Origin of the sequence: Prevotella sp. AGR2160 (genome assembly GCF_000424185.1) — a bacterium.
Lineage (GTDB): Bacteria > Bacteroidota > Bacteroidia > Bacteroidales > Bacteroidaceae > Prevotella.
On the sequence record NZ_AUJK01000007.1, the window covers coordinates 1 to 25,312 of the forward strand.

Annotated in this window: 20 protein-coding genes, 2 tRNA genes and 1 pseudogene; 13 read left to right on the forward strand and 10 right to left on the reverse strand. The window is 53.3% G+C overall.

Going from position 1 to position 25,312, the window contains the following annotated elements; genetic code table 11:
• A pseudogene (locus G604_RS0106095) lies at positions 1-244 on the reverse strand (DDE transposase); the annotation flags it as partial.
• A 215-nt stretch (positions 245-459) separates the two neighbouring features.
• Between G604_RS0106095 and G604_RS13685 the strand changes: the two are divergent.
• The 7 genes from G604_RS13685 (at position 460) to G604_RS0106130 (ending at position 6,267) form a co-directional block, all read left to right on the forward strand.
• Positions 460-975 carry a glucosaminidase domain-containing protein gene (locus G604_RS13685; RefSeq protein ID WP_231376068.1) on the forward strand — a complete coding sequence of 172 codons (516 nt, stop codon included), beginning with the start codon at positions 460-462 and terminating at the stop codon, positions 973-975.
• 16 nt (positions 976-991) lie between these two features.
• Positions 992-1,810: a 3-methyl-2-oxobutanoate hydroxymethyltransferase gene (panB, locus tag G604_RS0106105; protein WP_028909800.1), complete on the forward strand. Its 819-nt coding sequence runs from the start codon at positions 992-994 to the stop codon at positions 1,808-1,810.
• 94 nt (positions 1,811-1,904) lie between these two features.
• Positions 1,905-4,454, forward strand: coding sequence for an ATP-dependent Clp protease ATP-binding subunit (locus tag G604_RS0106110; protein WP_028909801.1), 2,550 nt, complete (start codon positions 1,905-1,907; stop codon positions 4,452-4,454).
• A gap of 148 nt (positions 4,455-4,602) precedes the next feature.
• A tRNA-Thr gene (locus G604_RS0106115) sits at positions 4,603-4,675 on the forward strand.
• A gap of 43 nt (positions 4,676-4,718) precedes the next feature.
• A tRNA-Gly gene (locus G604_RS0106120) sits at positions 4,719-4,789 on the forward strand.
• A 75-nt stretch (positions 4,790-4,864) separates the two neighbouring features.
• Positions 4,865-5,488: a YhcH/YjgK/YiaL family protein gene (locus G604_RS0106125; protein ID WP_028909802.1), complete on the forward strand. Its 624-nt coding sequence runs from the start codon at positions 4,865-4,867 to the stop codon at positions 5,486-5,488.
• A gap of 5 nt (positions 5,489-5,493) precedes the next feature.
• On the forward strand, positions 5,494-6,267 hold the full coding sequence (locus G604_RS0106130) for a Cof-type HAD-IIB family hydrolase (protein WP_028909803.1): 774 nt from the start codon (positions 5,494-5,496) through the stop codon (positions 6,265-6,267).
• Positions 6,268-6,278: 11 nt separating this feature from the next.
• Here the strand turns inward: G604_RS0106130 and G604_RS13690 are convergent, their stop codons facing one another.
• Both G604_RS13690 and G604_RS0106140 read right to left on the reverse strand, forming a co-directional pair.
• The gene (locus G604_RS13690; protein ID WP_051220252.1) at positions 6,279-7,214 is read right to left on the reverse strand and encodes a glycoside hydrolase family 25 protein; all 936 of its coding nucleotides are present in this window, start codon (positions 7,212-7,214) and stop codon (positions 6,279-6,281) included.
• Positions 7,215-7,277: 63 nt separating this feature from the next.
• Positions 7,278-8,927: a diphosphate--fructose-6-phosphate 1-phosphotransferase gene (locus G604_RS0106140; RefSeq protein WP_028909804.1), complete on the reverse strand. Its 1,650-nt coding sequence runs from the start codon at positions 8,925-8,927 to the stop codon at positions 7,278-7,280.
• 217 nt (positions 8,928-9,144) lie between these two features.
• On the opposite strand from G604_RS0106140, the gene G604_RS0106145 reads away from it, so the two are divergent.
• The 5 genes from G604_RS0106145 to G604_RS0106165 all read left to right on the forward strand — a co-directional run bounded on the left by G604_RS0106145 (position 9,145) and on the right by G604_RS0106165 (position 15,275).
• Positions 9,145-9,423 carry a hypothetical protein gene (locus G604_RS0106145; protein WP_028909805.1) on the forward strand — a complete coding sequence of 93 codons (279 nt, stop codon included), beginning with the start codon at positions 9,145-9,147 and terminating at the stop codon, positions 9,421-9,423.
• On the forward strand, positions 9,420-9,974 hold the full coding sequence (locus tag G604_RS0106150; protein ID WP_028909806.1) for a 1-acyl-sn-glycerol-3-phosphate acyltransferase: 555 nt from the start codon (positions 9,420-9,422) through the stop codon (positions 9,972-9,974). Before G604_RS0106145 ends, G604_RS0106150 begins: the two co-directional genes overlap by 4 nt.
• Before the next feature lie 129 nt (positions 9,975-10,103).
• Positions 10,104-12,692, forward strand: coding sequence for a fibronectin type III domain-containing protein (locus tag G604_RS0106155; RefSeq protein WP_036904754.1), 2,589 nt, complete (start codon positions 10,104-10,106; stop codon positions 12,690-12,692).
• Between the two features lie 135 nt (positions 12,693-12,827).
• The gene (locus G604_RS0106160; protein ID WP_028909808.1) at positions 12,828-13,166 is read left to right on the forward strand and encodes a hypothetical protein; all 339 of its coding nucleotides are present in this window, start codon (positions 12,828-12,830) and stop codon (positions 13,164-13,166) included.
• 6 nt (positions 13,167-13,172) lie between these two features.
• A complete protein-coding gene (locus G604_RS0106165; RefSeq protein ID WP_028909809.1) occupies positions 13,173-15,275 on the forward strand; it encodes a YgiQ family radical SAM protein in 2,103 nt (700 codons plus the stop codon).
• 222 nt (positions 15,276-15,497) lie between these two features.
• Here the strand turns inward: G604_RS0106165 and G604_RS0106170 are convergent, their stop codons facing one another.
• From G604_RS0106170 to G604_RS0106190, 5 genes are all read right to left on the reverse strand, one after another.
• Positions 15,498-16,643 (reverse strand): cytochrome d ubiquinol oxidase subunit II, encoded by a 1,146-nt coding sequence (locus G604_RS0106170; protein ID WP_028909810.1) that lies wholly within the window; start codon positions 16,641-16,643, stop codon positions 15,498-15,500.
• A 31-nt stretch (positions 16,644-16,674) separates the two neighbouring features.
• Complete coding sequence (locus G604_RS0106175; protein ID WP_028909811.1) at positions 16,675-18,213, reverse strand: cytochrome ubiquinol oxidase subunit I; 1,539 nt, start codon at positions 18,211-18,213, stop codon at positions 16,675-16,677.
• Positions 18,214-18,239: 26 nt separating this feature from the next.
• The gene (locus G604_RS0106180) at positions 18,240-18,455 is read right to left on the reverse strand and encodes a DUF4492 domain-containing protein (protein ID WP_028909812.1); all 216 of its coding nucleotides are present in this window, start codon (positions 18,453-18,455) and stop codon (positions 18,240-18,242) included.
• Between the two features lie 126 nt (positions 18,456-18,581).
• On the reverse strand, positions 18,582-21,137 hold the full coding sequence (gene glgP, locus G604_RS0106185; RefSeq protein WP_028909813.1) for an alpha-glucan family phosphorylase: 2,556 nt from the start codon (positions 21,135-21,137) through the stop codon (positions 18,582-18,584).
• Between the two features lie 42 nt (positions 21,138-21,179).
• Positions 21,180-22,850 (reverse strand): glycogen/starch synthase, encoded by a 1,671-nt coding sequence (locus G604_RS0106190; protein ID WP_028909814.1) that lies wholly within the window; start codon positions 22,848-22,850, stop codon positions 21,180-21,182.
• 177 nt (positions 22,851-23,027) lie between these two features.
• Here G604_RS0106190 and G604_RS0106195 point away from each other — a divergent pair, with 177 nt between their 5' ends.
• Positions 23,028-23,453: a hypothetical protein gene (locus tag G604_RS0106195; RefSeq protein ID WP_028909815.1), complete on the forward strand. Its 426-nt coding sequence runs from the start codon at positions 23,028-23,030 to the stop codon at positions 23,451-23,453.
• Between the two features lie 22 nt (positions 23,454-23,475).
• Here G604_RS0106195 and G604_RS0106200 read toward each other — a convergent pair whose 3' ends face one another.
• The gene (locus G604_RS0106200) at positions 23,476-24,261 is read right to left on the reverse strand and encodes an MBL fold metallo-hydrolase (protein ID WP_028909816.1); all 786 of its coding nucleotides are present in this window, start codon (positions 24,259-24,261) and stop codon (positions 23,476-23,478) included.
• Positions 24,262-24,272: 11 nt separating this feature from the next.
• On the reverse strand, positions 24,273-25,304 hold the full coding sequence (gene murB, locus G604_RS0106205; protein ID WP_028909817.1) for a UDP-N-acetylmuramate dehydrogenase: 1,032 nt from the start codon (positions 25,302-25,304) through the stop codon (positions 24,273-24,275).
• Between the last annotated feature and the right edge of the window lie 8 nt (positions 25,305-25,312).

Here is a 25,312-nt window from a genome sequence, read left to right on the forward strand (position 1 = left end):
GGTTGCGAACAGGGAAGTCGTATATCATCCTCTCTTCACCGAAGCCGTTTGACTTGACGCCATCAAAGCCCTCTGGACGATTGTCCTTCTCATCAAGATATATGTGAAGCTCGGTCTTGTAAAGCTTCCCGTGATCTTTGGCTGGCTGCTCGTTGAAGTCCACCACGTCAAAGTAGTTAGTCACGCCCTCGGGGAGGATATATATCGCTAAACCTTTGTAGAAGTCTATCTTTTCTTGTTCCATGACCGCAAAGGTAAGCAAAAAAAATAGTTTTAGCACGCTATCATATCAAGTTCTTTGGTTAGGCAGCGGCATCCGCCTGCCACGGACAATCCCCCTTGGGCCATTTTATGTTTTTGTCAGATCAAATTGACCTAATCATATCAGTTGTTTTTTGTTATCTCAAATAAATCTCGTTTTTTCTACAATAAACGGCAGAAATCAGCGTTATGAAGATGATGAAAAAGTATTTGTATTCTTTAGTATTCATTTTCGCCTGTACGAATGTACAAGCTCAGGATATCCTCCCCGACGCCATGCCACAGAAAGCGCTGGGCGACCATCACGGCCGACCCACTACCGAACAACAGCTCTGTGGTCCCGATGTCGTCGACGACCCCGAACCACTCTTCGAAGAACCTGAATCACTCGATCTCAATATCGAGAACTTGAAAAAGATGCTCGATAAATACGATATCAAATGCAAGAAGATCGTACTGGCCCAGGCGCTGCTGGAGACCGGCTATTTCACGAGTAATGTATGCATGCAATGCCATAACATCTTCGGTCTGCGCCGTCCCTCCGACGGCAGCTACTTCACCTTCGACCGATGGGAAGAGAGCGTGCGCGCCTACCGAGACGATGTACAGTACAAATATACCGGCGGCAACTACTACGCCTTCCTCAACAACATCCACTATGCTGAGGACCGCGCCTACACCTCCAAAGTCATGAAGATCGCTAAAACACTTTAATTTTTATATTTAAATCATGGGTTACTTAACAACTGACAAGAAGAAAATTACAGCTAAGACATTTATCAAAATGAAGCAGGAAGGCGAAAAGATCGCCATGCTCACCTCATACGATTTCACCACCGCAGGCATCGTTGACGCCGCAGGCATCGATGGTATCCTTATCGGTGACTCCGCCAGCAATGTCATGCTCGGCAACAGTACCACACTGCCTATCACCATCGATGACATGATCGTCTTCGCACGGGCCGTCGCACGAGCCTGCCATCACTGCTGCGTCGTCTGCGATATGCCTTTCGGCTCTTATCAGACTTCCCGCGAGGATGGTATCCGCAATGCCGTTAAGATCATGAAGGCGACGGGTGTAGACGCCGTGAAGATGGAAGGCGGTGTAGAGATCGCCGATACCGTCAAGGGTATTGTCAATGCCGGTATTCCCGTCATGGGACACCTCGGGCTCACGCCGCAGAGTATCCACCAGTTCGGCGGCTACGGCCTCCGCGCCAAGGAAGAGGCTGAAGCTGAGAAGCTCCTCTCCGATGCCAAGGCCCTCGAGGCTGCCGGCGTCTTCGGCATCACGCTGGAGAAAGTCCCTGCCGCACTGGCCAAGAAGGTCACGGAATCCGTCCACGTGCCGACCATCGGTATCGGTGCGGGCAATGGCTGCGACGGACAAATCCTCGTCTATGCCGACGCCTTGGGCATGACGAATGGCTTCAAGCCGAAATTCCTTCGACACTTCGCCGATATGAACAGCTGTATGACCAAAGGCGTGGAGGAATACGTGAAATGTGTCAAAGACTGCTCCTTCCCTTCTGAAACGGAAAGTTATTAATCAGAAAGATTATTGGCATAATATTTGTACAATTCCCAGAAATTATTTATTTTTGTAATCGAAAAAGCATTTAAAAAGAAAGGAATTGTAAAATATGACAAGTCAATTTTCACCCAAAGTATCGGAAGTGCTGGCTTTCTCCCGTGAAGAAGCGACGAGATTGGCAAGTCGGTCGGTAGGTCCGGAACATCTGCTCCTCGGCATCCTGCGCGAGAAGAGCGGTGTCGTCCCTTCCCTATTGGAGAAAGAACATGTCGATATATCGGCCATCAAAGAGGAACTCGAAGAGAAAGTCCGTGAAGACGAGCTCTCTGAACCTTTGGTGACCTCAGAACTCGTGCTCAACGACCAGGCTAGCAAGATCCTCAAGCTTGCCGTCCTTGAGGCACGGGTACAGCACTCTCAAACTGTAGACGTACAACATATCCTCCTCGCCATTCTCCATGACCAGATGGATAATGGTGCTAAGGAGGTACTGGAATTCAACGATATTCATTACGAGGATACCCTCGCTGCCCTTCAGCAGATGACGGCGAAGAAAACCACCGACGGCTTCACCCTCCCCGAAGATATGGAGGACGAGGAAGAGGAGGATTATGGCGCCGGGGCCCAGGGCAGTCATGCCCAACAATCACGTTCCACTGCCACTGCTACGACACAACGTGGCGGCAATGGCAAGACACCAATCCTCAATGCCTTCAGCCATGACCTCACACAGGCTGCCGCTGAAGGAAAGCTCGACCCCGTCGTGGGACGTGAGAAAGAGATCCAGCGCGTCGTCGAGATCCTCGGACGCCGCAAGAAGAACAACCCGATCCTCATCGGTGAGCCCGGTGTCGGTAAGAGTGCCATCGTAGAAGGTCTCGCCCAGCTCATTGTCAAGCGCCACACCTCGCCGATCCTCTTCAACAAGCGCGTCGTCAACCTCGATATGACTGCCATTGTGGCGGGAACGAAATACCGCGGACAGTTTGAGGAACGTATCAAAGGACTCATCAAGGAACTAGAACAGAATCCTGATATCATCGTGTTTATCGATGAGATCCATACGATCATCGGTGCAGGCAGCAACCCGGGTACGATGGATGCCGCAAACATCCTCAAGCCGGCCTTGGCCCGTGGCGTCATCCAGTGCATCGGTGCCACGACACTCGACGAATACCGTAACTCCATCGAGAAAGACGGTGCCCTCGAGCGCCGCTTCCAGAAAGTCATGGTAGAGCCTACGACGGCCAGTGAGACGTTGCAGATCCTCGAGAATATCAAAGAACGTTATGAGCAGCACCACCATGTCAGTTATTCTGACGAGGCACTGAAAGCCTGTGTCAAATTGGCAGACCGCTATATCAACGACCGGTTCTTCCCCGACAAAGCCATCGACATTATGGATGAGGTCGGCAGCCGGGTACATCTCCAGCATGCCACCGTTCCGCCTGAACTCGCTGAGAAAGAGAAGGAGATCGACGAGACAAAGCTGAAGAAGCAGGAGGCTGTGAAGAATCAGAATTTCGAACTCGCCGCCAGCTACCGTGACCAACAAACACAGTTGGAACAGGAGCTCAGTGATATCCAGCGTCAATGGGCGCAGGGCGACAGTCATGAGAAGGCAACGATCGATGAAGGTCAGGTGGCGGATATTGTCGCTATGATGACCGGTATCCCCGTACAGCGGATGGCGGAAGCTGAAGGCGTCCGACTGCGTAACATGGCCGGTGAACTGAAGAAGAAGGTCATCGCTCAGGATCCTGCCATCGACAAGATGGTGAAGGCTATCCAGCGCAACCGCATCGGACTGAAGGATCCCAACCACCCCATCGGCGTGTTTATGTTCCTCGGTCCTACGGGTGTCGGTAAGACTTATCTCGCCAAACAGCTCGCGGAACAGATGTTTGGCTCGAAAGACGCGCTCATCCGTATCGATATGAGTGAGTATACCGAGAGCTTCAACACCTCACGTCTCATCGGCGCTCCTCCGGGGTACGTCGGCTACGAGGAGGGTGGACAGCTCACCGAACAGGTGCGCCGGCACCCCTACTCCATCGTGCTCCTCGACGAGATTGAGAAGGCGCATGCCAACGTCTTCAACATGCTCCTCCAGCTGCTCGATGAAGGACGGCTGACGGATGGCAACGGACGGACGGTAGATTTCCGTAACACGATCATCATCATGACTTCCAATGCCGGTACACGACAGTTGAAGGAGTTCAGCCACGGCGTCGGCTTCACGGCCGGAAACGCTGCCGGACTCGCCCTGAACGATACGGACAAGCAATACGCACGATCCATCATCCAGAAGAGCCTCAGCAAGCAGTTCTCGCCGGAGTTCCTGAACCGCCTCGACGAGATCATCACCTTCGACCAGCTCGATCTCAACGCCATCAAGAAGATCATCGACATCGAACTGTCGGGGCTCTATAAGCGCATCAATGACTTGGGCTATAAAGTCACCATTACTGATAAAGCGAAGGAGTTCGTAGCCACGAAAGGCTATGACGTACAGTTCGGCGCCCGTCCGCTGAAACGTGCCATCCAACAGTATATCGAGGATGGTCTCTGTGAACGGATCCTCAGTGGTGACATCAAGGAAGGCGATACCATCTCCATCGGCAAAGATCCCCATCAGGAAGCCCTCACTTTTAAATAATCAGGCGCTGAAGTTCCCATCGGAACACAAAAGAAAGAAAAAATCAAAAATCTTTGAAAAAACCGGTCAAAATATTTGGCCGGTTTATTTTTTTTGTGTACCTTTGCAATCGCTTTTCAAGAGGAAAGCATTTTGACTTGTTGGAGTCGCCGATATGGCTCAGTTGGTAGAGCAACGCATTCGTAATGCGTGGGTCCCCGGTTCGAGTCCGGGTATCGGCTCAAAGGAGGAATCGAAAGATTCCTTTTTTTGTTTTATACCTTTGCGGAATTAGCACATCGGTAGTGCATCAGCTTCCCAAGCTGAGGAGGCGGGTTCGACTCCCGTATTCCGCTCTCCGTTTGGAGAATAAAAATTTTCAAACATTACACATGAATATTTAAGCTCAATAATACTTCAACTGATCGACAATGAAAAAAATATCTCTCCTCCTCATCCTGTTTTTAGCGGTCATGGCGCTTCATGCCCAAGGCTATTACACGCAGTATTATCACAATCCCTCACTGCTCACGAAAGCAGAGGAATGGATGAAAAGCGGCGAATGGCGCTGCGGATTCACAGCGGCTGATCCTCACCCAAGCGTGAATACCATTGAGTTCTACGAACAGTATCAGAAGAATCCCGAACAGTGGAAAGCGCTCTTCTCATGGCTCGCCCACACTGACCTGCTGACTCTCCCAAAAGGAAAACACCCTATTGAAGGCAGCAACCTCGTGGTAAGTGTGGAGGATGATGTCAACCGGCCATTGGAAAAGCGCAAGAGCGAGAGCCATCATCATCACATCGACTTCCAATATGTCGTCCGGGGCACAGAGCGCTTCGGCATAATCGACCATTACACAAGTACACCCAACTGTCGCTATAAGCCCGATGTCATCCACTATGACTATCAGGTGGAGAAAACACGGTTCATGGACAGTAATCCACGCCAGTTCTTCATCTTCTTCCCCGGCGACTGGCATATCGCTAAGATTAAAAACGATACCGATGACCAACAGATCCGTGTCATCGTGGTAAAAGTAGATTATAAATAAGGTATATGATCAAAGCGCTATTCTTCGATATCGACGGCACGCTCGTCAGTTTCAAGACACACCGTATTCCGCAGTCAACGGTAGACGCCCTGCAGCGCGCCCACGACAAAGGCGTGAAAATCTTTATCTCTACGGGACGCCCCGTGCCCTTCATCAATAACCTCGGTCAGATCGAGCCACTCATCGACGGCTATATCACCACCACCGGCGCCTATTGTTTCATCGGTGACAAGGTGGTCTGTGAATATCCGATGAACAGGGATGAGGTTCAGAAGATCATGGACATGGCCAACAGAGACGGGAAGACGACGGCTGTCGTTGGCCAAAAGGATATCGCCATCATCAACCCCAAGCAGGTAGCTGAGGAAGTGTTCATCAAAGGTCTGGGACTGACGGACTTCTCCTTCACGCCATTGGACATCGTTTTGAAACAGCCCATTCTGCAGGTGACACCTTTCTTCACGGCCGAAGAGGAGGCAGAACTGAAACCACTAATCCCTCACTGTATCAGCAGCCGCTGGCATCCCGCCTTCACGGATATCACCGACAGTCATGCCGACAAGGGAAAAGCGCTCCATGCCATGGCTGACACCCTCGGTCTGAGCCTCAAAGAAACGGCCGCCTTCGGTGACGGTGGCAATGACATCCCCATCATCCGTGAGGCTGGCATCGGTGTCGCCATGGGCAACGCAAAGGAGGACGTCAAAACGGTCGCAGACCTTGTCACCCGTGATATCGATGATGGTGGCATCGCCGCCGCACTGAACAAACTCTTGTAGGGAGAGGCCCCTTATTCGTCTATATCTTCTTCTTTGACTTCATCAGGACTGTAATCGGGCTCCTCTTCTTCATCGTCCTCATGACCGCCGATGGTTAATTTCCGGAGATCATAATAACTGCCGTTATAAATATTCAGGTCTACATAACCACGGATGCCCGGCAACTTACCGGCATCCGTATGCTGCCAGAATTTCCACGGCCCCTTGTATTCCACCTTCCCCACATAATAATGGGCGATCCAATAAGGATAATCATCGAAGACGGAAGCAGAAAGATAGGTCTCCTTAAACTTATAATAAGAATAAATGATAGGCTTCACATGATAACGGTCCTCCACAATATGCAGCCATGTAAGGACGTCCGTCTGGAAATCTTCTATGCTCTGATTCTGCGGCTTATGCTCAATATCGAGAACGGGAGGCAGGTCTCCATCCGTCAAATGAACCTTATCGAGGAAATGATAAGCCTGGGCGCGAGCTGAACTCTTCGTACTCCAGAAATGATAGGCACCACGGATGAAACCATACTCACGGGCATTGCGGAAATTATCCACGAAATTCTCATCCATCTGCGTACTGCCTTCCGTCGATTTTACAATGACAAAACGTAAGGGACAGCCGTTGATCATCGCGTTACGTAACTGTTCCCAGTCGATATTCCCTTGATAATGACTGATATCAATACCTTGTATATCATAACCCGAAGGATAATTGGGATCACCATAGAGGGCACGCCAACGGAAACCTGTAGGACTGACAAAGAAAAACCAAAAAGCCCAGATATAAAGAACTATAACTCCCATACCGCCAAGCCACCAGCTCCAACGGGGCAGACGGCGGAGAAAAGGGGGCAAAAGACGACGGGAACGCGAATGACGAACACGACGCCCCGTCCGCCTCCTCGAAGAAGACGCCTTGCGCTGTGTTATCCTTCGTGTTCCCGTCATATACAGAAAAGATAAAGACGGCGATGAGCCGCCTTTACCATGATTTAGTTCAAACGATATTCTTTATTTTCCCTGCTCAAGAGCCAGCGTCTTCGTCGGCTGGTCGCAGACATCAGCAGGACCCCAGTACTGGATAGGACCGGGATAGACATACTCGGTATTCTTGGCAAGCTCGTCACGCATAGCGGCCCATGCCTTGAAGGGTGCGCCGTCAAGCTCTACGAGAGCCTTGCGGATCACCGGCTTCATCTCACCATTACGACGCTCCATGTTCATCATCATCGTGATAGGCACACCACCGGCTTTCCACTCGTCACGGTTCTGTGCGGCAACGTTCTTCACGATGGCCATGTAACCGGTCTTGCCGTTGGCGATGAGCTGTGCGGCACTCGTTCCCAGAGCGTAGCAGTAGTCAGCGTCGAAGTTGGAAGGAGCAGCACAACGACCCTCATAACCGAAGAAGTGATGCTGTGCGGCGAACTTGCCGTTATACTTGCCTTCCTTCTTCCACTCAGCAAGCTTGTTGCCAACCATCTCGGAGATGAGCTTCTCGGTCTCGATGAGAGAAACCTGTACGTTTCCGTGCGGGTCACGGTCGAGAGAAAGCTGACGGGCAACGCCCTCAGGCAGTGTGGCGAAGGTCTCGGCATTCTCCTTGCTCAGATGAGCGAGGATGTAAGCACGCTGGGCGTCCTTGTCGAGGTCCTTGTAGTCAGCGCCGTGAGCAGCGAGCAGGTCGTTGAGCTCCTGGATCAGACGGCCGATAGCGGGGATGAACTCGATGAGACCCTCAGGGATGAGGACTACACCGAAGTTGTTACCCTGCTCGGCACGGTAAGCGACAACCTTGGCGATAGACTCAACAATCTGGTTAAGCGTCATATCCTTGGCCTGTACCTCTTCAGAAATCAGACAGATATTCGGGTGAGTCTGAAGGGCGCACTCCAGAGCGATATGGCTGGCGCTGCGGCCCATGAGCTTGACGAAGTGCCAGTACTTGCGGGCAGAGTTACAGTCACGCTCAATGTTACCGATGAGCTCGGAGTAGGTCTTCGTAGCGGTATCGAAACCGAAAGAGGTCTCAATCTGGTCGTTCTTCAAGTCACCATCGATAGTCTTCGGACAACCGATGACCTGAACGCCGTACTTCTTGGCAGCATAATATTCAGCGAGGACACAGGCATTGGTGTTGGAGTCATCACCACCAATGATCACGATAGCCTTGATGTCGAGCTTGCGGATGATCTGCAGACCCTTCTCAAACTGGTCTTCCTTCTCCAGTTTCGTACGACCGGAACCGATCATGTCGAAACCACCCGTATTGCGGTAGTCCTTCAGAAAGTCCTCCGTGATCTCAATATAGTTGTGATCAACGAGACCACCGGGACCCATGAGGAAGCCATAGAGGCGGTTCTCAGGATTGAGCTTCTTCAGCGTATCGAAGAGGCCGGTGATAACGTTGTGACCACCAGGAGCCTGACCACCGGAGAGGATGACACCGATGTTCATCTTCGCACGGTTCTCCTCATCACCAGGAACGAACTCGATGAGCGGCATACCATAGGTGTTAGGGAAGAGCTTCTTAATCTCTTCCTGGTTGTCTACACTCTGCGTAGGAGCACCTTCCTGAACCTTAACGGCACCCTGGAGAGCCTTCGGCAGCTTCGGCTGGTAAGCAGCTCTCTCTTTCTGCAATGCACTAATTTCCTTCATTTTGTTTTATTCTATAAAAGTTGAAACGTTCAAAATTCTACGCAAATTTACTCATTTTCTTTGAAATAAAAAAGGAAAAGAGATTATTTTCTCGTTTTAACATCTTTTTTCGCGAATCTTTTCGCAACTTTCATGATTTTTTCTTATCTTTGAACCATAAATTAGTCACTCCACGAGGTTGTTGAGCATGACAGCCTCCTAAAAAAGCAAAACAAAAATGAGTAACAAACGACAATTAAAACAATCCATCAACTACATCAGCAGTGAACTCTTCGCTGAATGTGTTGCAGCCAGCCTCTATGGCGGTACTAACCCTGACGAGCAGAATGTCAACGCTCTGCTGACCTCCATTCTGCAAATTCATAATAACTATATCTCCCGCATCTCACACCCGGAACCGGGCATGCCGGCAAAGAAATACTATAAGGTACTCATCTCCGACTTCAACAAACAGGTAGATGAGATTGTCGATCAAATCTGTGCGTTAGGCCAATGATGCGTAGACTCTGTGCCCACCTGCTCTATAAGACGATGGGGTGGCGGAAAGAAATTTCCATCCCCATGCCGGAGAAATGCATCATCTGTTTGGCTCCCCACACGAGCAATTGGGATTTCATCATCGGACAACTCTACACGAAGGCGGAAGGGCTGAAGACTAACTTCCTGATGAAAAAGGAATGGTTCTTCTGGCCCTTAGGTCCTATCTTCCGACACCTCGGCGGTATCCCCGTCTTCCGCGCCAAGCACACCCACATGACAGATGCCATGGCCGAAGCCGCCCGCCAGCATCCCCACTTCTGCCTCTGCATCACCCCTGAGGGCACGCGCAGCCGTGTGGACGACTGGAAGAAAGGCTTCTGGTATATCGCCAAGGGTGCCGGCATTCCTATCCTCCTCTATGGTGTGGACTATGAGAAAAAACTCATCCGCTGCACGAAGGCGATCACCCCCGGCGATGACATCGACGCGCAGATGCGTGAGATCAAACTCTATTTCAAGGACTTCAAAGGCAAGAAACCGGAGAACTTCTCCGTCGGCAAGCTGTAACCACGGCCTTGCCGCCAGTTGCGCCGTTCCGGACACGCAGTCAGTTGCGTCGTTCCGGACACGCAGTCAGTTGCGTCGTTCCGGGCCTGCCGTCAAGTGCGTGCGCATTTTATGCGCACGATAAAGAATATGAACCATATCAAGACTTTATTCCTTCTCTCTGCCTTCTCCCTATCGCTGGCTCCTGCCACTGCACAGAACTACGACGAGGGAAACTCCAGGGCGTGGGGAAGCATAGACTATACCGATGAGCCGTGGGTCTTCAATGTCTCACGGCCCAACCTCATCACACGCGGACTCCTCGACCGGCATATCTGCGTATGGCAGAGCCATGGCCGTTATTATAATGTGAAGAAAGGCCGGTGGGAGTGGCAGCGTCCCCTCCTCTTCGGTACCACGGAGGATCTGTTCACGCAGACCATCGTCGTGCCTTACCTCATCCCGATGCTCGAGAATGCCGGTGCCACCGTCTTCACGCCCCGTGAGCGTGACTGGCAACGCCATGAGGTCATCGTCGACAACGACAATGCTGCCACACCTTATTATATAGAGTACAACAACGGTAAGAAATGGAAGGACTGCGACTCCGTGGGCTTCCGTTTCCAGGCGTTCCTTAGCGATACCGACAATCCCTTTAGAAACGGTACGCTGCGCCAGGTGAAAGCCACGAAGAAAGACAAGCGCAACAGTGAGATATCCTATCAGCCGAACATCCCCGAGAGCGGCCGCTATGCCGTCTATGTCTCCTACACAACCCTGCCAAAGAGTGTCGCCGACGCTAAATATATCGTTTACCATCAAGGACAACAAACCATTTTCAATGTCAACCAGCGTATGGGTGGCGGCACATGGGTGTACCTCGGTACCTTCGACTTCGACAAAGGCTGCAGTCCCGACAACCGTGTCGTCGTAACAAATCATGCCTCACGGCGTGGCGTCATCACCTCCGACGCCGTCCGTTTCGGCGGCGGTATGGGCAATGTGCGCCGGGGCGGTGAGGTCAGCGGACTGCCGCGCTGCGATGAGGGAGCCCGCTACAGTGCCCAGTGGGCCGGGGTCCCCTATCGCTATTATTGTACGAAGAAAGGCGAGGACGACTACGGCGATGACATCAATGTCCGGTCCCTCGAACTGAACTGGCTCTCCGGGGGCAGCGTCTATGAGCCGACGAAAGAGGGCCTCGGCGTCCCCTTCGAACTCTCCCTGGCCGTCCATAGCGATGCTGGTTATGAGCGTGACGGCAAGAGCATCACGGGTAGTCTGGCTATCTGTACGACGGATTTCAACGACGGCATCCTCAGCAGCGGCATCTCCCGTGAGGCATCGAAGGATTTCGCGCGCGCCCTGCTCCATAACATCCAGATTGATATGGAAGGGAAATACCACAATTGGAACACGCGCTATCTCTGGGACCGCAACTACTCCGAGACGCGTCTGCCGGAAGTGCCGTCAGCAATCTTCGAAACCCTCTCCCATCAGAATTTCCCCGACATGCGCATCATCCAAAATCCGTCGGCGAAGTTCACGCTCGCACGGTCAATCTATAAGACCATCCTCCGTTATGTCTGCAGCAACCACGGTAAGGAATATACCGTAGAGCCCCTGGCACCGCATGATGTCCTCGTAACGGTTGACAACCAGGGCGTAGCCCATCTCTCGTGGAAAGCGTCGTATGACAATATGGAGAAGAGCGCCTACCCCACCAGCTATAATGTCTTCGTCGCTGCCGGGAAAGGCGGCTTCGACAACGGCACAAATATCCGGGGCACCCAAAAGACCATCCAGTTGCAGCCCGGCGTGACCTATCGTTTCAAAGTCACCGCCTGCAATGCCGGTGGTGAGAGTTTCCCGTCGGAGACCGTCGCCGCCCTCTGGCAGCCGGGAGCCACGAAGACGGTGCTCGTCGTCAATGGCTTCCACCGGCTGGCCTCCCCACAGGTGAACAACAACGGCAACGGCTTCGACTTCTCCCAGGACCCCGGCGTGCCCTATGTCCGCTATGCCGGCTGGAGCCCTGAATATGTCGACGGACAGACGTTCATCATGGGAAATTCCTTCGACTATACCGCCACACACGCCGACGCCATCGCCGCCTCGAAAGGCTTCAATGTCGTCAGCTGTTCCACCGAGGCCCTCACCAACGGACAGGTGCAACTGCGCAACTATGCCGTCGTGGATCTCATCCTCGGACTGGAGCGCAATGACGGTTACACACCGGAATATTACAAGACCTTCACGCCCGGCATCCGCAAAATCCTATCAGCTTATACCGAGGGCGGCGGCAAGCTCCTCGTCAGCGGCTCCTATATCGGCTCCGACATGACAGCTGACGACGAACGGCAATGGCTCCACAACACCCTGCGCGTCGACTATACCGCTCCGGCGGCAACGGAAATCTCAGAGACCGTCAATGGCCTCGGCTGTGATTTCAACTTCTATCACCGCCTCAACGAGAACCATTACGCCGCCACACATCCCGATATCCTGCAACCGGCAGCAACCTATAACGCCACCGACAGTACATGGGTGCCCGTCGACGGCAGTCTCTGCGCCATCCAGTACAGCAACGGCACGAGTGCCGCCGTGGGCTTCAAGGGCAAGAGCGACACGGGCCGCAGCTATGCCGCCTTCACCATGGGCTTCCCCTTCGAGTGTATCCAGAGTGCCGCCGACCGCCAGAAGATCATGGCCGGCATTCTGAACTACCTCACAAAGTAGGAGGATGCCTCTCCCAACCCTCCCCAAATGGGGAGGACAAAGCCCCACGTGCAGGGCTTGCCGTCGGGTGCTTGCGCTTTGCAAGCGCAAGGAAGCGCCAATGCCAAACAGAACAACCCTCTAAATAACAGCAATATGTATAAGATCCAAGCCAATCAATCCGGCACACGGAGCATAGAAGTCTCCGACGCCCATCTCGAAACCATCGACCGTTATCAACTCTTCCGTAACCTCGTAGACAGCAACGGTATCGTTGACGAACAGGTCCTTGACAAGTTGAAATTCAATGTCCGCTCCCTCCTCGAAGGAGAAGCCGGCAAAGACAAAGATCTCCTCGACCTCTGTCTCGACGTCATCTACAACAGTAATATGAAAGCCTTCGGACTCCATAACCTCGCCGTGCTCTACGCCGACTGGAAGAGTAAGAAGGCCGCTGCTGAAGCTCCTGCCGACACAGAGAACGTAACCGACTAAAAAGTAATGCCCAATTATCAACTCACCGATTTCCTCCCTACAACGAAAAAAGAATGCGAGCTGCGAGGCTGGGACCAGCTCGACGTCATCATGTTCTCCGGCGATGCCTATATAGACCATCCGTCTTTCGGCGTCGCCGTCATCGGCCGTATGCTCGAGGCCCACGGCTATAAGGTGGCCATCGTCCCGCAGCCCGACTGGCATGGTGACTACCGTGACTTCAAGAAGCTCGGACGGCCACGGCTGGCCTTCGCCATCGCTCCCGGTGCCATGGACTCCATGGTCAACAAATATACCGCCAACCGGCGTCTGCGCTCCGTCGACGAGTATAGTCCCGACGGCCGCCATGACTGCCGCCCGGAATACCCTACCATTGTCTATACGAAGATCCTCAAGCAGCTCTTCCCCGATGTCCCCGTGATCCTCGGCGGTATCGAGGCGAGTATGCGACGGCTGACGCATTATGACTACTGGCAGGATAAGTTGAAGAAATGTATCCTCTGTGACAGTGGCGCCGACATCATCTCTTATGGCATGGGCGCCAAGCCGACGCTGGAGATCCTCCACCGCCTTGAGGAGCATATCCCCATGCGGGAGATCCGTGACGTGCCGCAGACGGTCTATCTCGCCCGTGAGGAGGAGATTCCCGGGGGCATCACCGAAGATGATATCGTGCTCCACTCCCATGAGGAATGTCTGCGCTCGAAGAAGGCGGAGGCAGAGAACTACCGACATATCGAGGAGGAAGCCAACAAGAAACACGCGCAGCGGCTGCTGCAGGGCGTCGATGGCAAATATGCCGTCGTCAACCCGCCGTTCCCCACGCCGACGACGGAAGAGCTCGACGAGACCTTCGACCTGCCCTATACCCGTGAGCCGCATCCGAAATACCGGGGAAAGACCATCCCCGCCTATGAGATGATCAAGTTCTCCGTGAATATCCACCAGGGCTGCTTCGGTGGCTGCGCCTTCTGCACCATCTCCGCCCATCAGGGGAAATTCGTGGCCTGCCGCAGCAAGCGCAGCATCCTCAATGAGGTGAAGCAGGTGGTGAAGATGCCGGGATTCAAAGGTTATCTCTCCGACCTCGGCGGTCCGTCGGCCAACATGTATGGCATGCAGGGCAAGAACCAGAAAGCCTGTGAGCACTGCAAGCGGCCGTCGTGTATCAACCCGCAGATCTGTCCGAACCTCAATACCGACCACAGTAAACTCCTGGAGATCTATCATGCCGTCGACGCGCTGCCGGAGATCAAGAAGAGTTTCATCGGCAGTGGTGTGCGCTATGACCTCCTGCTCCATAAGAGCGGCGATGAGAAGAGTGACGCCGCGGCACGACAGTATACCCGTGAGCTCATCACCAAACATGTCAGCGGCCGACTGAAGATCGCCCCGGAGCATACCTCCGACCGGGTGCTCAAACAGATGCGGAAACCGAGTTTCACGCTCTTCTATGATTTCAAGAAGATCTTCGACAAGATCAATAAGGAGGAGGGACTGCGTGAACAGCTCATCCCCTACTTCATCAGTTCCCACCCCGGCTGCCACGAAGAGGATATGGCCGAACTGGCCGTGATTACGAAAGATCTCAACTTCCACCTCGAACAGGTTCAGGACTTCACGCCGACGCCGATGACGATCTCCACGGAGGCCTGGTATACTGGCTATGATCCGTATACCCTCGAGCCCGTCTACAGTGCGAAGACGCCAAAGGAGAAGTTGGCCCAGCGACAGTTCTTCTTCTGGTATAAGCCCGAGGAGCGCCCGGGCATCATCCGTGAGCTCCGCCGTATCGGCCGTGAGGACCTCATCGACCGCCTCTACCCCGCTACCGCCGGATGGCATCATAAGGAAAACAGAAGCCGCCATGAGGAGTCCAAGCCCGCCCGTGGCCGTCAGCGTGCCAAGTACGGGGATGAACGTGCGAACCGTCAGCGTACCACGTATGATGATCGTCCCGTGGGCAGTCATTATGACAATCCGGGAGTTGGTAAGAAATACAAGAAGTTTGAGGATAAAGAGTCCCATACCGGTTCGGGTTATTTCAAAGGGAAACAGAAGAAGAGTTTCAACCCGAACTTCGACAACCATAATAGAAGGAAAAGATAATACCCACATTGATCCCTTTGTAGGTGGCCGCCATGTTGCGGCCACGCACCCACATTGCCCCCGTTGTAGGGGGCGTGCCACAACCCTATCTGATCCATTGCAGGGGCCGGCCCTTGTGGCGGCCCGATGCCGGAACGGCATTCATGATGCGCATTGCGATTCGGCGTAACCGCCGACGGGCCGCCACAAGGGACGGCCCCTGCAAACGGATCAAAAGGCTTTTTAGTATGCCTCCTCGTCCGCCTCGATCTCTGCCCGGTCGATCTTCTTTTGGTCGATACACCTCCAGGCATACCAGATATAGGCGATAACGAAGGGAACGAAGAGACTCACCACGGCCATACAACGGAGCGTGAAGAGACTGCTGCTACTGTTCATGATCGTCAACGAACTCTGCAGATCGGCATTCGACGGATAATAAGCCGTGTTGTTCCATCCGGCCATGAGGAAGAGGACGAGGGCCACAAGGACGACACCAACGCCCCCATACCAGATTCCCTTGATGAAACGGTCACTGACGATCGTACGGATCACGCCATAGAGCAACGCGACGACACCTGCCGGGAAGAGGACGAGCACCCACGGCATGGCGATGAGGTTATGGAGATATTTGAAAGGCTCCATACTGATCACGCCCGTTGCCGGTTTGACGGCATAACCGTCTTTCACCAACACATGCACGAGAAATGCCAGGAAAAACACGAGGAACAAAACCGTGTTCGGAACCAGTTGCTTCCGGGCCCGCGGCCGGATCACGTCATCATTGATATTATTCACCATATACAACAGTCCGAGGACGCGCGCCAGGAAGAGGATGGCAATGCCGAAGACGACATTCCACGGATCCAATAACGCGTCGAGCCCACAACTGCCATTGGCCCACCGGCTGATGACAGGATTCAGCGACGACGTGATATTCATCTTCTCAATGATGAAATTGCTGCCGTCGAAGAATGTCGCCACGGCACCACCGAGGAGGACGGGACCGACAATACCGTTGATGATCAGACACACTTGGAACGTCTTCGGACCGAGGAAATTGCCGAGCTTGTTCTGGAACTCATAGCTCACGGCCTGGATGACGAAAGAGAAGAGGATAAGCATCCACAGCCAGTAGGCGCCGCCGAAACTCGTACTGTAGAACAGCGGGAAACTGGCAAAGAAGGCTCCGCCGAAGGTCACGAGGGTCGTGAACGTAAACTCCCATTTGCGGCCCGTGGAGTTGACGACGAGCCGCCGCTCTTCCGCCGTCTTCCCCAACGAGAAGATCAGCGTATTGGCGCCCTGGACAAAGAGCAGGAAGACCAGCAGGGCTCCGAGAATACTGATGATCAGCCACCAGTAATGTTGCAAAAAACTGTATGTCATAGTTCTTTACTTTTTTTACTTTTTTAATTTTTTACTTCTTTACTCCTATCTTGATTTGTTTGCAGAGGATGGAGATCTCCACGGCGAGCATGGTCGTGAAGAGGATGAGGAAGAGGAAGAAGGTCAGGGCGATGGAGCCACTGCGCAGGTCAGAGACGGCGACCCACGTGGGCAGCATGTCCTGGATCGTCCACGGCTGACGGCCGAGCTCCGCCACCATCCATCCGCTCTCACTGGCTATCCAGACCAATGGGATGGCGACGAGGGCCACAACATGCACCCAGCGCCAGCGGCTGTCGGCGAGATCCTTCCGGTAAGCGAGATAGGTCTGAAGGGCGAAGAAGAGGATGAACAGACAGCCGAGGCCGACCATGATGCGGAAGCACCAGAAGTTCAACGGGATATTCGGCACGGTCTGATGGGCATCCTTCACGTAGCCATAACCGAAATACGCCATATTCTCCTTGATCGTCTGCCTCACGTGAGCGCTATGGTCTCCCTTGCGGTAGGCGCTGACGGCGACAATGGCCTTTTTGCCTCGGGCAATCTTCTCCTTCAGCGATGGCACACGGGTACCGTCATGGGCCGTATAGCCCTCGATGATATCGTTCACGCCGGGCACGAACCCATGGAAGTCATGGGTTGCCATGAACGACAGGGCGTAGGGGATACCGACACGCAAGGGCGGCTCCTGCTCCTTCTGCCAGTCAGGCTGCTTGAAGGGGTTCACCCAGGCCACGGCCGTGAGACTCTGGTCCGTGCCACCACGATAGTTGGCCTCCATGGCCGCGAGCTTCATCGGTTGCACCCGGGCCACCTGATAGCCCGAGCGGTCGCCCGTGAAAGCGGCCAGCAGTGAGGCACAGAGACCCACGACGGCGCCGATACGAATACTCGCCTTCGCCAACCGCTGCTCACGGTGCTTCAACAGATACCAGCCGCTGACGGCCACCGTGAAGACGGCACCGATGATCCATGACGACGTGACGGTATGGCAGAACTTGTCTACGGCGAAGGGCGACAGGGCGACATCCACGAAACTCGTCATCTCACAGCGCATCGTGTCGGGGTTGAACGTCTGACCGATGGGATACTGCATCCATGCGTTAGCCACGAGGATCCACCAGGCGGAGATCGTCGCGCCGAGGCCCGTGAGCCATGTCGAGGCGAGATGGAAGCCCGGTCCCACCTTCTTCCAGCCGAAGAACATCACGGCCACGAAAGTCGACTCCATGAAGAAGGCGAAAATGCCCTCAATGGCCAGCGGCGCACCGAAAATATCGCCGACGAACCAGGAGTAGTTGCTCCAGTTCGTACCAAACTCAAACTCGAGGATGATTCCCGTGGCCACACCCATGGCGAAGTTCACGCCGAAGAGGCGCTGCCAGAACTGTGCCACGGTCTTCCAGAAAGGATCCCGTGTGCGGTAATAGACGGTCTCGGCAATGCCCATGACGAGGGCCAGGCCAAGCGTCAGGGGGACAAAGAGCCAGTGATAGGCCGCCGTGAGGGCGAACTGGGCCCTCGACCAGTCGACGACGGAGGTCGTCACATCTAATAAGGTTAGCATAGGCTGTATAAGGATTAATAATTGTTTTATTTCGGTAAGAGCTGGCCGGACACATACTGCGCCGCACTTTCGTTCCCCTTATGCTCATCGATGAAGTTGGGGAAGAAGAAGAGTTTCAGGACGACAAAAATGATGAAGAGCTTGATGAGGATCACCGCCCACAGCACCTTGCCGACCGTCATACTCCGGAACCCGTCAACATAAAACCGGATGACACGCAGGAAAAGATTGTTTCGTTTCATGCCACAAATATAGAAATAATTTCGGAATGAAACAAAGGTTTATTAAAGAAATTACAAAAAAAATCGGCGCCATCCTCCGCGAAAGCGGGAGAGGACGCCGAAATTTATATGATAAGTGGGAATGGATTAGTCAAGCCATTTCACGTAGCAGAAGTCCTGACGGTGAGGCAGGAACTTGTTCTGCGGGAACATGCGAACGCCGAGGCGGAAGTTGCCGGCGCGGTCGGGATCGATGGTAGCCTCGAAGGTATAGTCATTGCCCTGGTGCTTGACCATCTTGAACGGATAGACCTTGTAAACCTTGCGGTCGGAAGGATCCGTCTCCGGCTTCAGCGCCACGAGTTCCAGACCGATGGCATTGTCGAGGCCCTGCTCATTGATGGTGTAAGAAACCTTGTATTTCTTACCCGTCTCAGCCCCCTCATCAAGACCGGACTTGCTGACGACATTGATGTTGTCCCAGCGCTCAGCGACGGTCTCCTTCCAGAGCGCGATATCCTTAGCGAGCTTGTTGTCATCGGCAGCAAGCTTCTTGAAGCGGGCAGCCTCCTTGTTGTAGAACTTGTCGTAGTAGTCATCGAGCTGGCGCTTCATCGTATAGTGAGGCGCGATGGTAGCGATGGAGTTCTTGATGACCTGTACCCACTCCGTAGAGTAAGCCTTATCACCCTTGTTGTAGTACATCGGGATGATCTCATTCTCGAGGAGGTTATAGATGGTAGCGGCATCGAGGGCGTCCTGATAGGACTGGTTCTGATAGGTACGCTCCTGCGGCAGCGCCCAACCGGCACCCTTACGGTAGCCTTCTACCCACCAACCGTCGAGGACGGAGAGGTTGACGACACCGTTCATCTCAGCCTTCTCACCGGACGTACCGCTGGCCTCGAGGGGACGTGTCGGCGTGTTCATCCAGATATCGACACCGGAGACGAGGCGACGGGCGAGCTGCATGTCGTAGTCCTCGAGGAAAATGATCTTGCCGAGGAACTCGGGACGCTGGCTGATCTCGAAGATCTTCTTGATCAGGCCCTGGCCGGCGCCGTCAGCGGGGTGAGCCTTACCGGAGAAGAAGAACAGGACGGGACGCTCGGGGTTGTTGACGATCTTGTTCAGACGGTCGAGATCGGTGAAGAGCAGATGAGCACGCTTATAAGTAGCGAAACGACGGCAGAAACCGATCATCAGCGCATTCGGGTTGATACGCTCGAGGAGGGACATCACACGGGCAGGATCACCCTGGTTCTTCAGCCACGTCTGCGTGAACTTCTCACGGATATAGGCCACGAGTTTCTTCTTCAGGGCGAAACGGGTATCCCAGATCTCGTCGTCGGGGACGTTGTAGATGGCATGCCAGATCTCCTCGTTGCTCTGATCGCTCATGAAGGTCGGATCGAAATACTTGTCGTAGACCTTACGCCACTCCGTAGCCGTCCACGTCGGGAAGTGCACACCATTGGTGACATAGCCCACGTGGTTCTCCTCGGGGAAGTAGCCCTTCCAGATGTTGGAGAACATCTTCTGGCTGACCCATCCGTGGAGCTTGGAGACACCGTTGACCTCCTGGCAGGTGTTGCAGGCGAAGATGGACATACAGAAGCGCTCGCTGTGGTCATCGGGGTTCTCACGGCCCATGCCGATGAACTCATCCCAGGAGATGCCGAGTTTGGCGGGATAGCCACCCATGTACTTGCCGAAGAGAGACTCGTCGAAGTAGTCATGACCGGCAGGAACAGGAGTATGAACGGTATAGAGGGAAGAGGCACGTACGAGCTCGAGAGCCTGGTTGAACGTCAGGCCGCTGTCGACATAGTCGCAGAGGCGCTGGAGGTTACACAGGGCGGCATGGCCCTCGTTGCAGTGGTAGATATCCTTCTTGATGCCGAGTTTCTTCAGCGTGAGGATACCGCCGATGCCGAGGAGGATCTCCTGCTTCAGACGGTTCTCCCAGTCACCACCATAGAGGCTGTGGGTGATCGGACGGTCGAACTCAGAGTTCATGTCGTTGTCGGTATCGAGGAGGTAGAGCTTGATACGGCCGACATTGACCTGCCAAACATAGGCATGCACCTGATAGTTGACATAGGGGACATCGACGACGACGGGGTTGCCGTCCTTGTCGAGGACACGCTCGATGGGCAGGTTGTTGAAGTTCTGCGCCTCATATTTGGCGATCTGCTGACCGTCCATGCTCAGCGTCTGCTTGAAGTAACCGTAGCGATAGAGGAAACCGACGGCGCACATGTCGACATTGGAGTCGGAAGCCTCCTTGAGGTAGTCACCGGCGAGCATGCCGAGACCACCGGAGTAGATCTTCAGCACCTGGTTCAGACCATACTCCATGGAGAAGTAGGCCACAGAGGGGCGCTTGCTGTTCGGCTTGACAGCCATGTATTTCTTGAAGGCGTCGTAGACATCCTTCACTTTCTTCATGAGGATCTTATCCTTGACAATCTCCTCCATGCGGTCGTAGCTCAGACGGTCGAGGAGCAGAACGGGGTTCTCTTCTACTTTCTCGTAGAGGTCAGCATCGAGGCTCTTGAAGAGATCCCGGGCCTCATAGTTCCATGCCCACCACATGTTGTGAGCCAGCTCATTGAGACATTTGAGCTGTTCCGGAAGACGAGATTTGATCGTGACCTGCTTCCACTGGGGAGCGTTCACATAGTCAGCTTTGATTTTCATAAATAAATTTGATTTGTTATTTACACTATATATTCCTAAATACTAAATTTCCTTTAAACGCTCTTCCATACGTCGAAGCGCGAAGTCGTATGCACGCAGATAATTCTTGATGAATTTTCCCCAAAGCGCCTTGCGGGAGATCATCTCCGCGTGATGACGGGCTGCCTTAACCCGCTTTTCATCGAAAGCAGCGAACTCCTCCACCGTGGTTTTGATGGCATCGGCCACCTCGTTATAATTACTGTCGGTACGGTGGATAACCTTCACTCCTTCCAAGATCTCAGAATAATGCCCGCACTCACTGTTCACCCATAGTCCGAAACCCGCAAGATCGGTCGTGATACACGGCACCTTGAAGGCGACGGCCTCCAACGGCGTATATCCCCATGGTTCATAATAAGAGGGATAGATACAGAGATCATTACCCAGAATGACGTCGAAATAGGGTTTGTTGACAATGCCATCATCACCCAGAAGGTAACAGGGGATAAAGATGAGCTTGACATGTCCGGCCTGCGTGTTGTCGAAACCGATGGAACGCATCATACCCAACACCTGGTCCTGGTCCATGTTATGGAGCCAGTGGGTGATCTCCGGCTGCTGCAGGGCATTGCGGTAATTGCCATCCCTCTTCAGTCGCCTCTGCAGATCGCCGCGGGGACCAGAGACCCATCCCGGTACCTCTATGAAGGCCAGGACGTCTTTCTTCAGATTCTCATCGGTCCGCAAGCGGTTCATGGCATCAATGAAGACATCAATACCTTTATTCCGAAACTCGTAACGACCGGAGATAGAGGCGATGAGGATATCATCCTTCTCCGTGTAACGGGTGCCAATGAGGGCATTGGCGATATGGATCAATGTGCGGCGGGCTTCACGGCGCTTCCGGGCGAAGATGGCCCCCTGCGGCACGAAGTCATTCTCGAAACCATTGGGCAATACCACATCAGCCGGTTTCTCCAACAGCTGGGCACACTCACGATTCGTGATCTCAGATACGGTAGTAAAACAATCCACATATTTGGCGGTCTGTTTCTCTATGGAGTGCTTACTCTGCATATTGAGTTCCTGAGCCATCTGATCACCATTATAGCCGCTCAGATAGTCATACAGCGGTTTGTTATTACCGGCAATGCTGCGACCGATACTTGTGGCATGCGTCGTAAAAATCGTTGCAATCTGTGGGATCGCATGATGGATATATAACAATCCCAGGCCACACATCCACTCATTACCATGGAAGATGACTTTCTTGGTACAAGGGATTTCATGCTTATAGAAGCTCTCTACCACTTTTCCTGCGGCATAAGAGAACATCGAAGCCTCATCATAATCTCCATAAGCATGAAGACTGTCAACTTGGTAAAGTTCCCATAAACGAGTATAGATATGATCCTTCATCTGATAGAAGGGCTTAAAGTCTACAAGGATGGCTATAGGCTTTCCGGGGACCTTCCAACGACCGACACGGACGAAGAGCCCTTCGCGAGCAGCCACTTGCCTCCAGGAAGCCAAGAGACTGTCATCTTGTTCAAAGAACGGACAGTCTTTGTCCCCCCAACAATCCGGACCAATAAAAATCACGTGATCCTGCAACATGTCTTGCAATGTCTTAGCACGCGTGGAAAGAACGGCATAAATGCCGCCTACCTTATTGCATACCTCCCAACTCGCTTCAAAGATATAGTCGGGACTTTTTAAAAACTTTGCCATAACACAAACTATTACGTGTGCAAAGTTAACATAAAATTTAAGAAATTCAAATTTTAATTCAAGAAATAATGAAAAATTTTGAAAAAAAATATGAAATAATAGGATCTGATCTGTTTTTTAACTATCTTTGCAGCATTAAAGATAGCAAAATGTAATATCGACTCAACAGAAAAGACAATGAAAAAAGTAATCACATTTCTATACTGTCTGTTATTCACCGTCATGGCCTTCGCCGCCAAGCCGGACAGTACCCTCTTCAAGGGCTATCTCTATAACGCACAGTATGAGGTCTATTTGCGCATCAACTTTTATGAGAATGATGTCACCATCCCACACTACGAGGACCTTTATGGTCCACTGCCCGGGTTCTTCGGTGATATCCACGACGGCCGCCGCTGGCTCATCACCACAGCTACCATCAAGGGCCGAACGGCATCCATAGAACTCAGCAACGACTATGGCAGTGAGGATCTCCAAGCGACGCTGACGGCGGAGAAAGATGGTTCCTTCACGTTACGCCAAGGCAAGGGCAGCACACTGAAAATCGCCCGCAACCGGAAATGGGTGAAAATGCCGGGGGAAATGACGTTCGTAAAGAAGTAGGTGGCCGCAATAGGACGGCCACCTACAATTCGCCATTGATATCCATAACTTCCCCATCATATCCGAACTTCACGCCCTCAGGCAACCGGGCGTTAGCCTTATCGTGGAGACCGATCTGATGGGTGACATGGATGAGTCGGGTCTTTCGGGCCCCGATGCGGCGGGCCACCCGGATGGCATCATCGACGAGTTGATGACTGTGATGGGGACGGTCGAAACGCAGGGCATTGATGACGAGGGTATCGACACCCTCGAGATAAGCATACTCACTGTCGTCCATCCGTTTCATATCAGTGATATAAGCAAAGGTGCCGATGCGGAAGCCGAGGATCGGCAACTGGTCATGATAGACCCTCAGGGGCATGACCTCGATATCACCTGTCGTCAACGGCTCATGGACGCGGATATCATGGATCCTCAGAATCGGTGCCCCGGGATAGAGCGCCTTCGGATCAGAGGGGAAACAGTAGGGCATCACCTGCCGCAACCGTTCGTCGACGCCTGTTTCGGCATAGACATCGATGCCCTGGAAAGCATAACAGTAAGGCCGCAGGTCATCAAGTCCCGCCACATGATCATAATGACTATGGGTAATGAGAACGCCGTCGATACGACGGAAGGGTACCGTCAGCAGTTGCTGGCGGATATCCGGTCCGGCATCGATGAGCAGACGTGTCGTCGCCGTCTCTACGAGGGCGGCACAGCGCAGGCGATGGTCTCTCGGATCCTTGCTCTGACAGACCTCACAGTTGCAACCCAATACGGGTACGCCACTTGACGTACCCGTGCCTAATAATGTTACTTTCATTCAAATCAAAATCAGCGGATATTGACTTCGGGATAAATATCGATACCGAACTTATCCTTCACGGCCTGTTGAACGGTATGACAGAGACGGACGACTTCCTCTCCCGTGGCACCACCGAGGTTGACAAGGACGAGGGCTTGCTTACTGTAGACCCCGGCACGTCCGAGGCTACGGCCCTTCCAGCCACACTGTTCGATCATCCATCCGGCGGGGATCTTATAGCGGTCGGCCTCGCCATCAACACCCTTCATGACATAATGGGGCATGTCGGGATAGTCCTTCAGCAGGCGCTGGTAGGTCTCTTCCGGAACGATGGGGTTCATGAAGAAGCTACCGGCATTGCCATAGTCCTTCGGATCGGGGAGCTTCCGTCGGCGGATCTCGATAATCGTATCCCTCAACTGTCCGGCCGTCGGCACACGGATCCCTTTCTCTTCCAATGCAGCACGGATATTGCCATAGTCGAGACGGGGATTGAAAATCTTATTGAACCGATAGGTGACATGGGTGATGAGATATTGATCCCGCCACTCATGCTTGAACTTGCTCTGGCGGTAGCTATAGCCGCAATCGGAGGCAGCAATCGTCACCACCCGGCCCGTAGCGATCTCCACGGCCTCCACGGTGTCGATGAGATCACAGGCCTCGGCACCATAGGCACCGATATTCTGCACGGCACTGGCTCCGACCTCGCCGGGAATAAGGCTGAGGTTCTCGGCACCATACCAACTGTGGGCTACGGCATAGGCCACAATATCGTCGAAGGTCTCACCACTGCCACAGCGCAGCCATACCGCCTCCGGTGTCTCGCGGACCACCTCCCTACCGAGGATTGCGGAATGGAGGACAGTGCCCGGATAGTCGCCCGTGAGCAGGAGGTTACTGCCGCCACCGAGGAGCAGCAAGGGCTCATCAGCTTTGGTCAGGGCCTTGACGAGCTGCTGCGCGTCCTCCGTGGACGCATACTCCACAAATTTCCGGCATCGGGCATCGATGCCGAAGGTGTTGTGGTGCAAGAGGTTATAGTCGTTATATATCTGCATAAATGATT

Bases quoted from the DNA above. Each gene is read 5' to 3' on its own strand.
- G604_RS0106180 (WP_028909812.1), bottom strand. From the start codon at position 18,455: ATGAAACGAAACAATCTTTTCCTGCGTGTCATCCGGTTTTATGTTGAC.
- glgP (WP_028909813.1), bottom strand. From the start codon at position 21,137: ATGAAAATCAAAGCTGACTATGTGAACGCTCCCCAGTGGAAGCAGGTC.
- panB (WP_028909800.1), top strand. From the start codon at position 992: ATGGGTTACTTAACAACTGACAAGAAGAAAATTACAGCTAAGACATTT.
- G604_RS0106160 (WP_028909808.1), top strand. From the start codon at position 12,828: ATGTATAAGATCCAAGCCAATCAATCCGGCACACGGAGCATAGAAGTC.
- G604_RS0106195 (WP_028909815.1), top strand. From the start codon at position 23,028: ATGAAAAAAGTAATCACATTTCTATACTGTCTGTTATTCACCGTCATG.
- G604_RS0106165 (WP_028909809.1), top strand. From the start codon at position 13,173: ATGCCCAATTATCAACTCACCGATTTCCTCCCTACAACGAAAAAAGAA.
- G604_RS0106190 (WP_028909814.1), bottom strand. From the start codon at position 22,850: ATGGCAAAGTTTTTAAAAAGTCCCGACTATATCTTTGAAGCGAGTTGG.
- G604_RS0106150 (WP_028909806.1), top strand. From the start codon at position 9,420: ATGATGCGTAGACTCTGTGCCCACCTGCTCTATAAGACGATGGGGTGG.
- G604_RS13685 (WP_231376068.1), top strand. From the start codon at position 460: ATGAAAAAGTATTTGTATTCTTTAGTATTCATTTTCGCCTGTACGAAT.
- murB (WP_028909817.1), bottom strand. From the start codon at position 25,304: ATGCAGATATATAACGACTATAACCTCTTGCACCACAACACCTTCGGC.
- G604_RS13690 (WP_051220252.1), bottom strand. From the start codon at position 7,214: ATGACGGGAACACGAAGGATAACACAGCGCAAGGCGTCTTCTTCGAGG.
- G604_RS0106145 (WP_028909805.1), top strand. From the start codon at position 9,145: ATGAGTAACAAACGACAATTAAAACAATCCATCAACTACATCAGCAGT.
- G604_RS0106130 (WP_028909803.1), top strand. From the start codon at position 5,494: ATGATCAAAGCGCTATTCTTCGATATCGACGGCACGCTCGTCAGTTTC.
- G604_RS0106125 (WP_028909802.1), top strand. From the start codon at position 4,865: ATGAAAAAAATATCTCTCCTCCTCATCCTGTTTTTAGCGGTCATGGCG.
- G604_RS0106155 (WP_036904754.1), top strand. From the start codon at position 10,104: ATGAACCATATCAAGACTTTATTCCTTCTCTCTGCCTTCTCCCTATCG.
- G604_RS0106170 (WP_028909810.1), bottom strand. From the start codon at position 16,643: ATGACATACAGTTTTTTGCAACATTACTGGTGGCTGATCATCAGTATT.
- G604_RS0106175 (WP_028909811.1), bottom strand. From the start codon at position 18,213: ATGCTAACCTTATTAGATGTGACGACCTCCGTCGTCGACTGGTCGAGG.
- G604_RS0106200 (WP_028909816.1), bottom strand. From the start codon at position 24,261: ATGAAAGTAACATTATTAGGCACGGGTACGTCAAGTGGCGTACCCGTA.
- G604_RS0106140 (WP_028909804.1), bottom strand. From the start codon at position 8,927: ATGAAGGAAATTAGTGCATTGCAGAAAGAGAGAGCTGCTTACCAGCCG.
- G604_RS0106110 (WP_028909801.1), top strand. From the start codon at position 1,905: ATGACAAGTCAATTTTCACCCAAAGTATCGGAAGTGCTGGCTTTCTCC.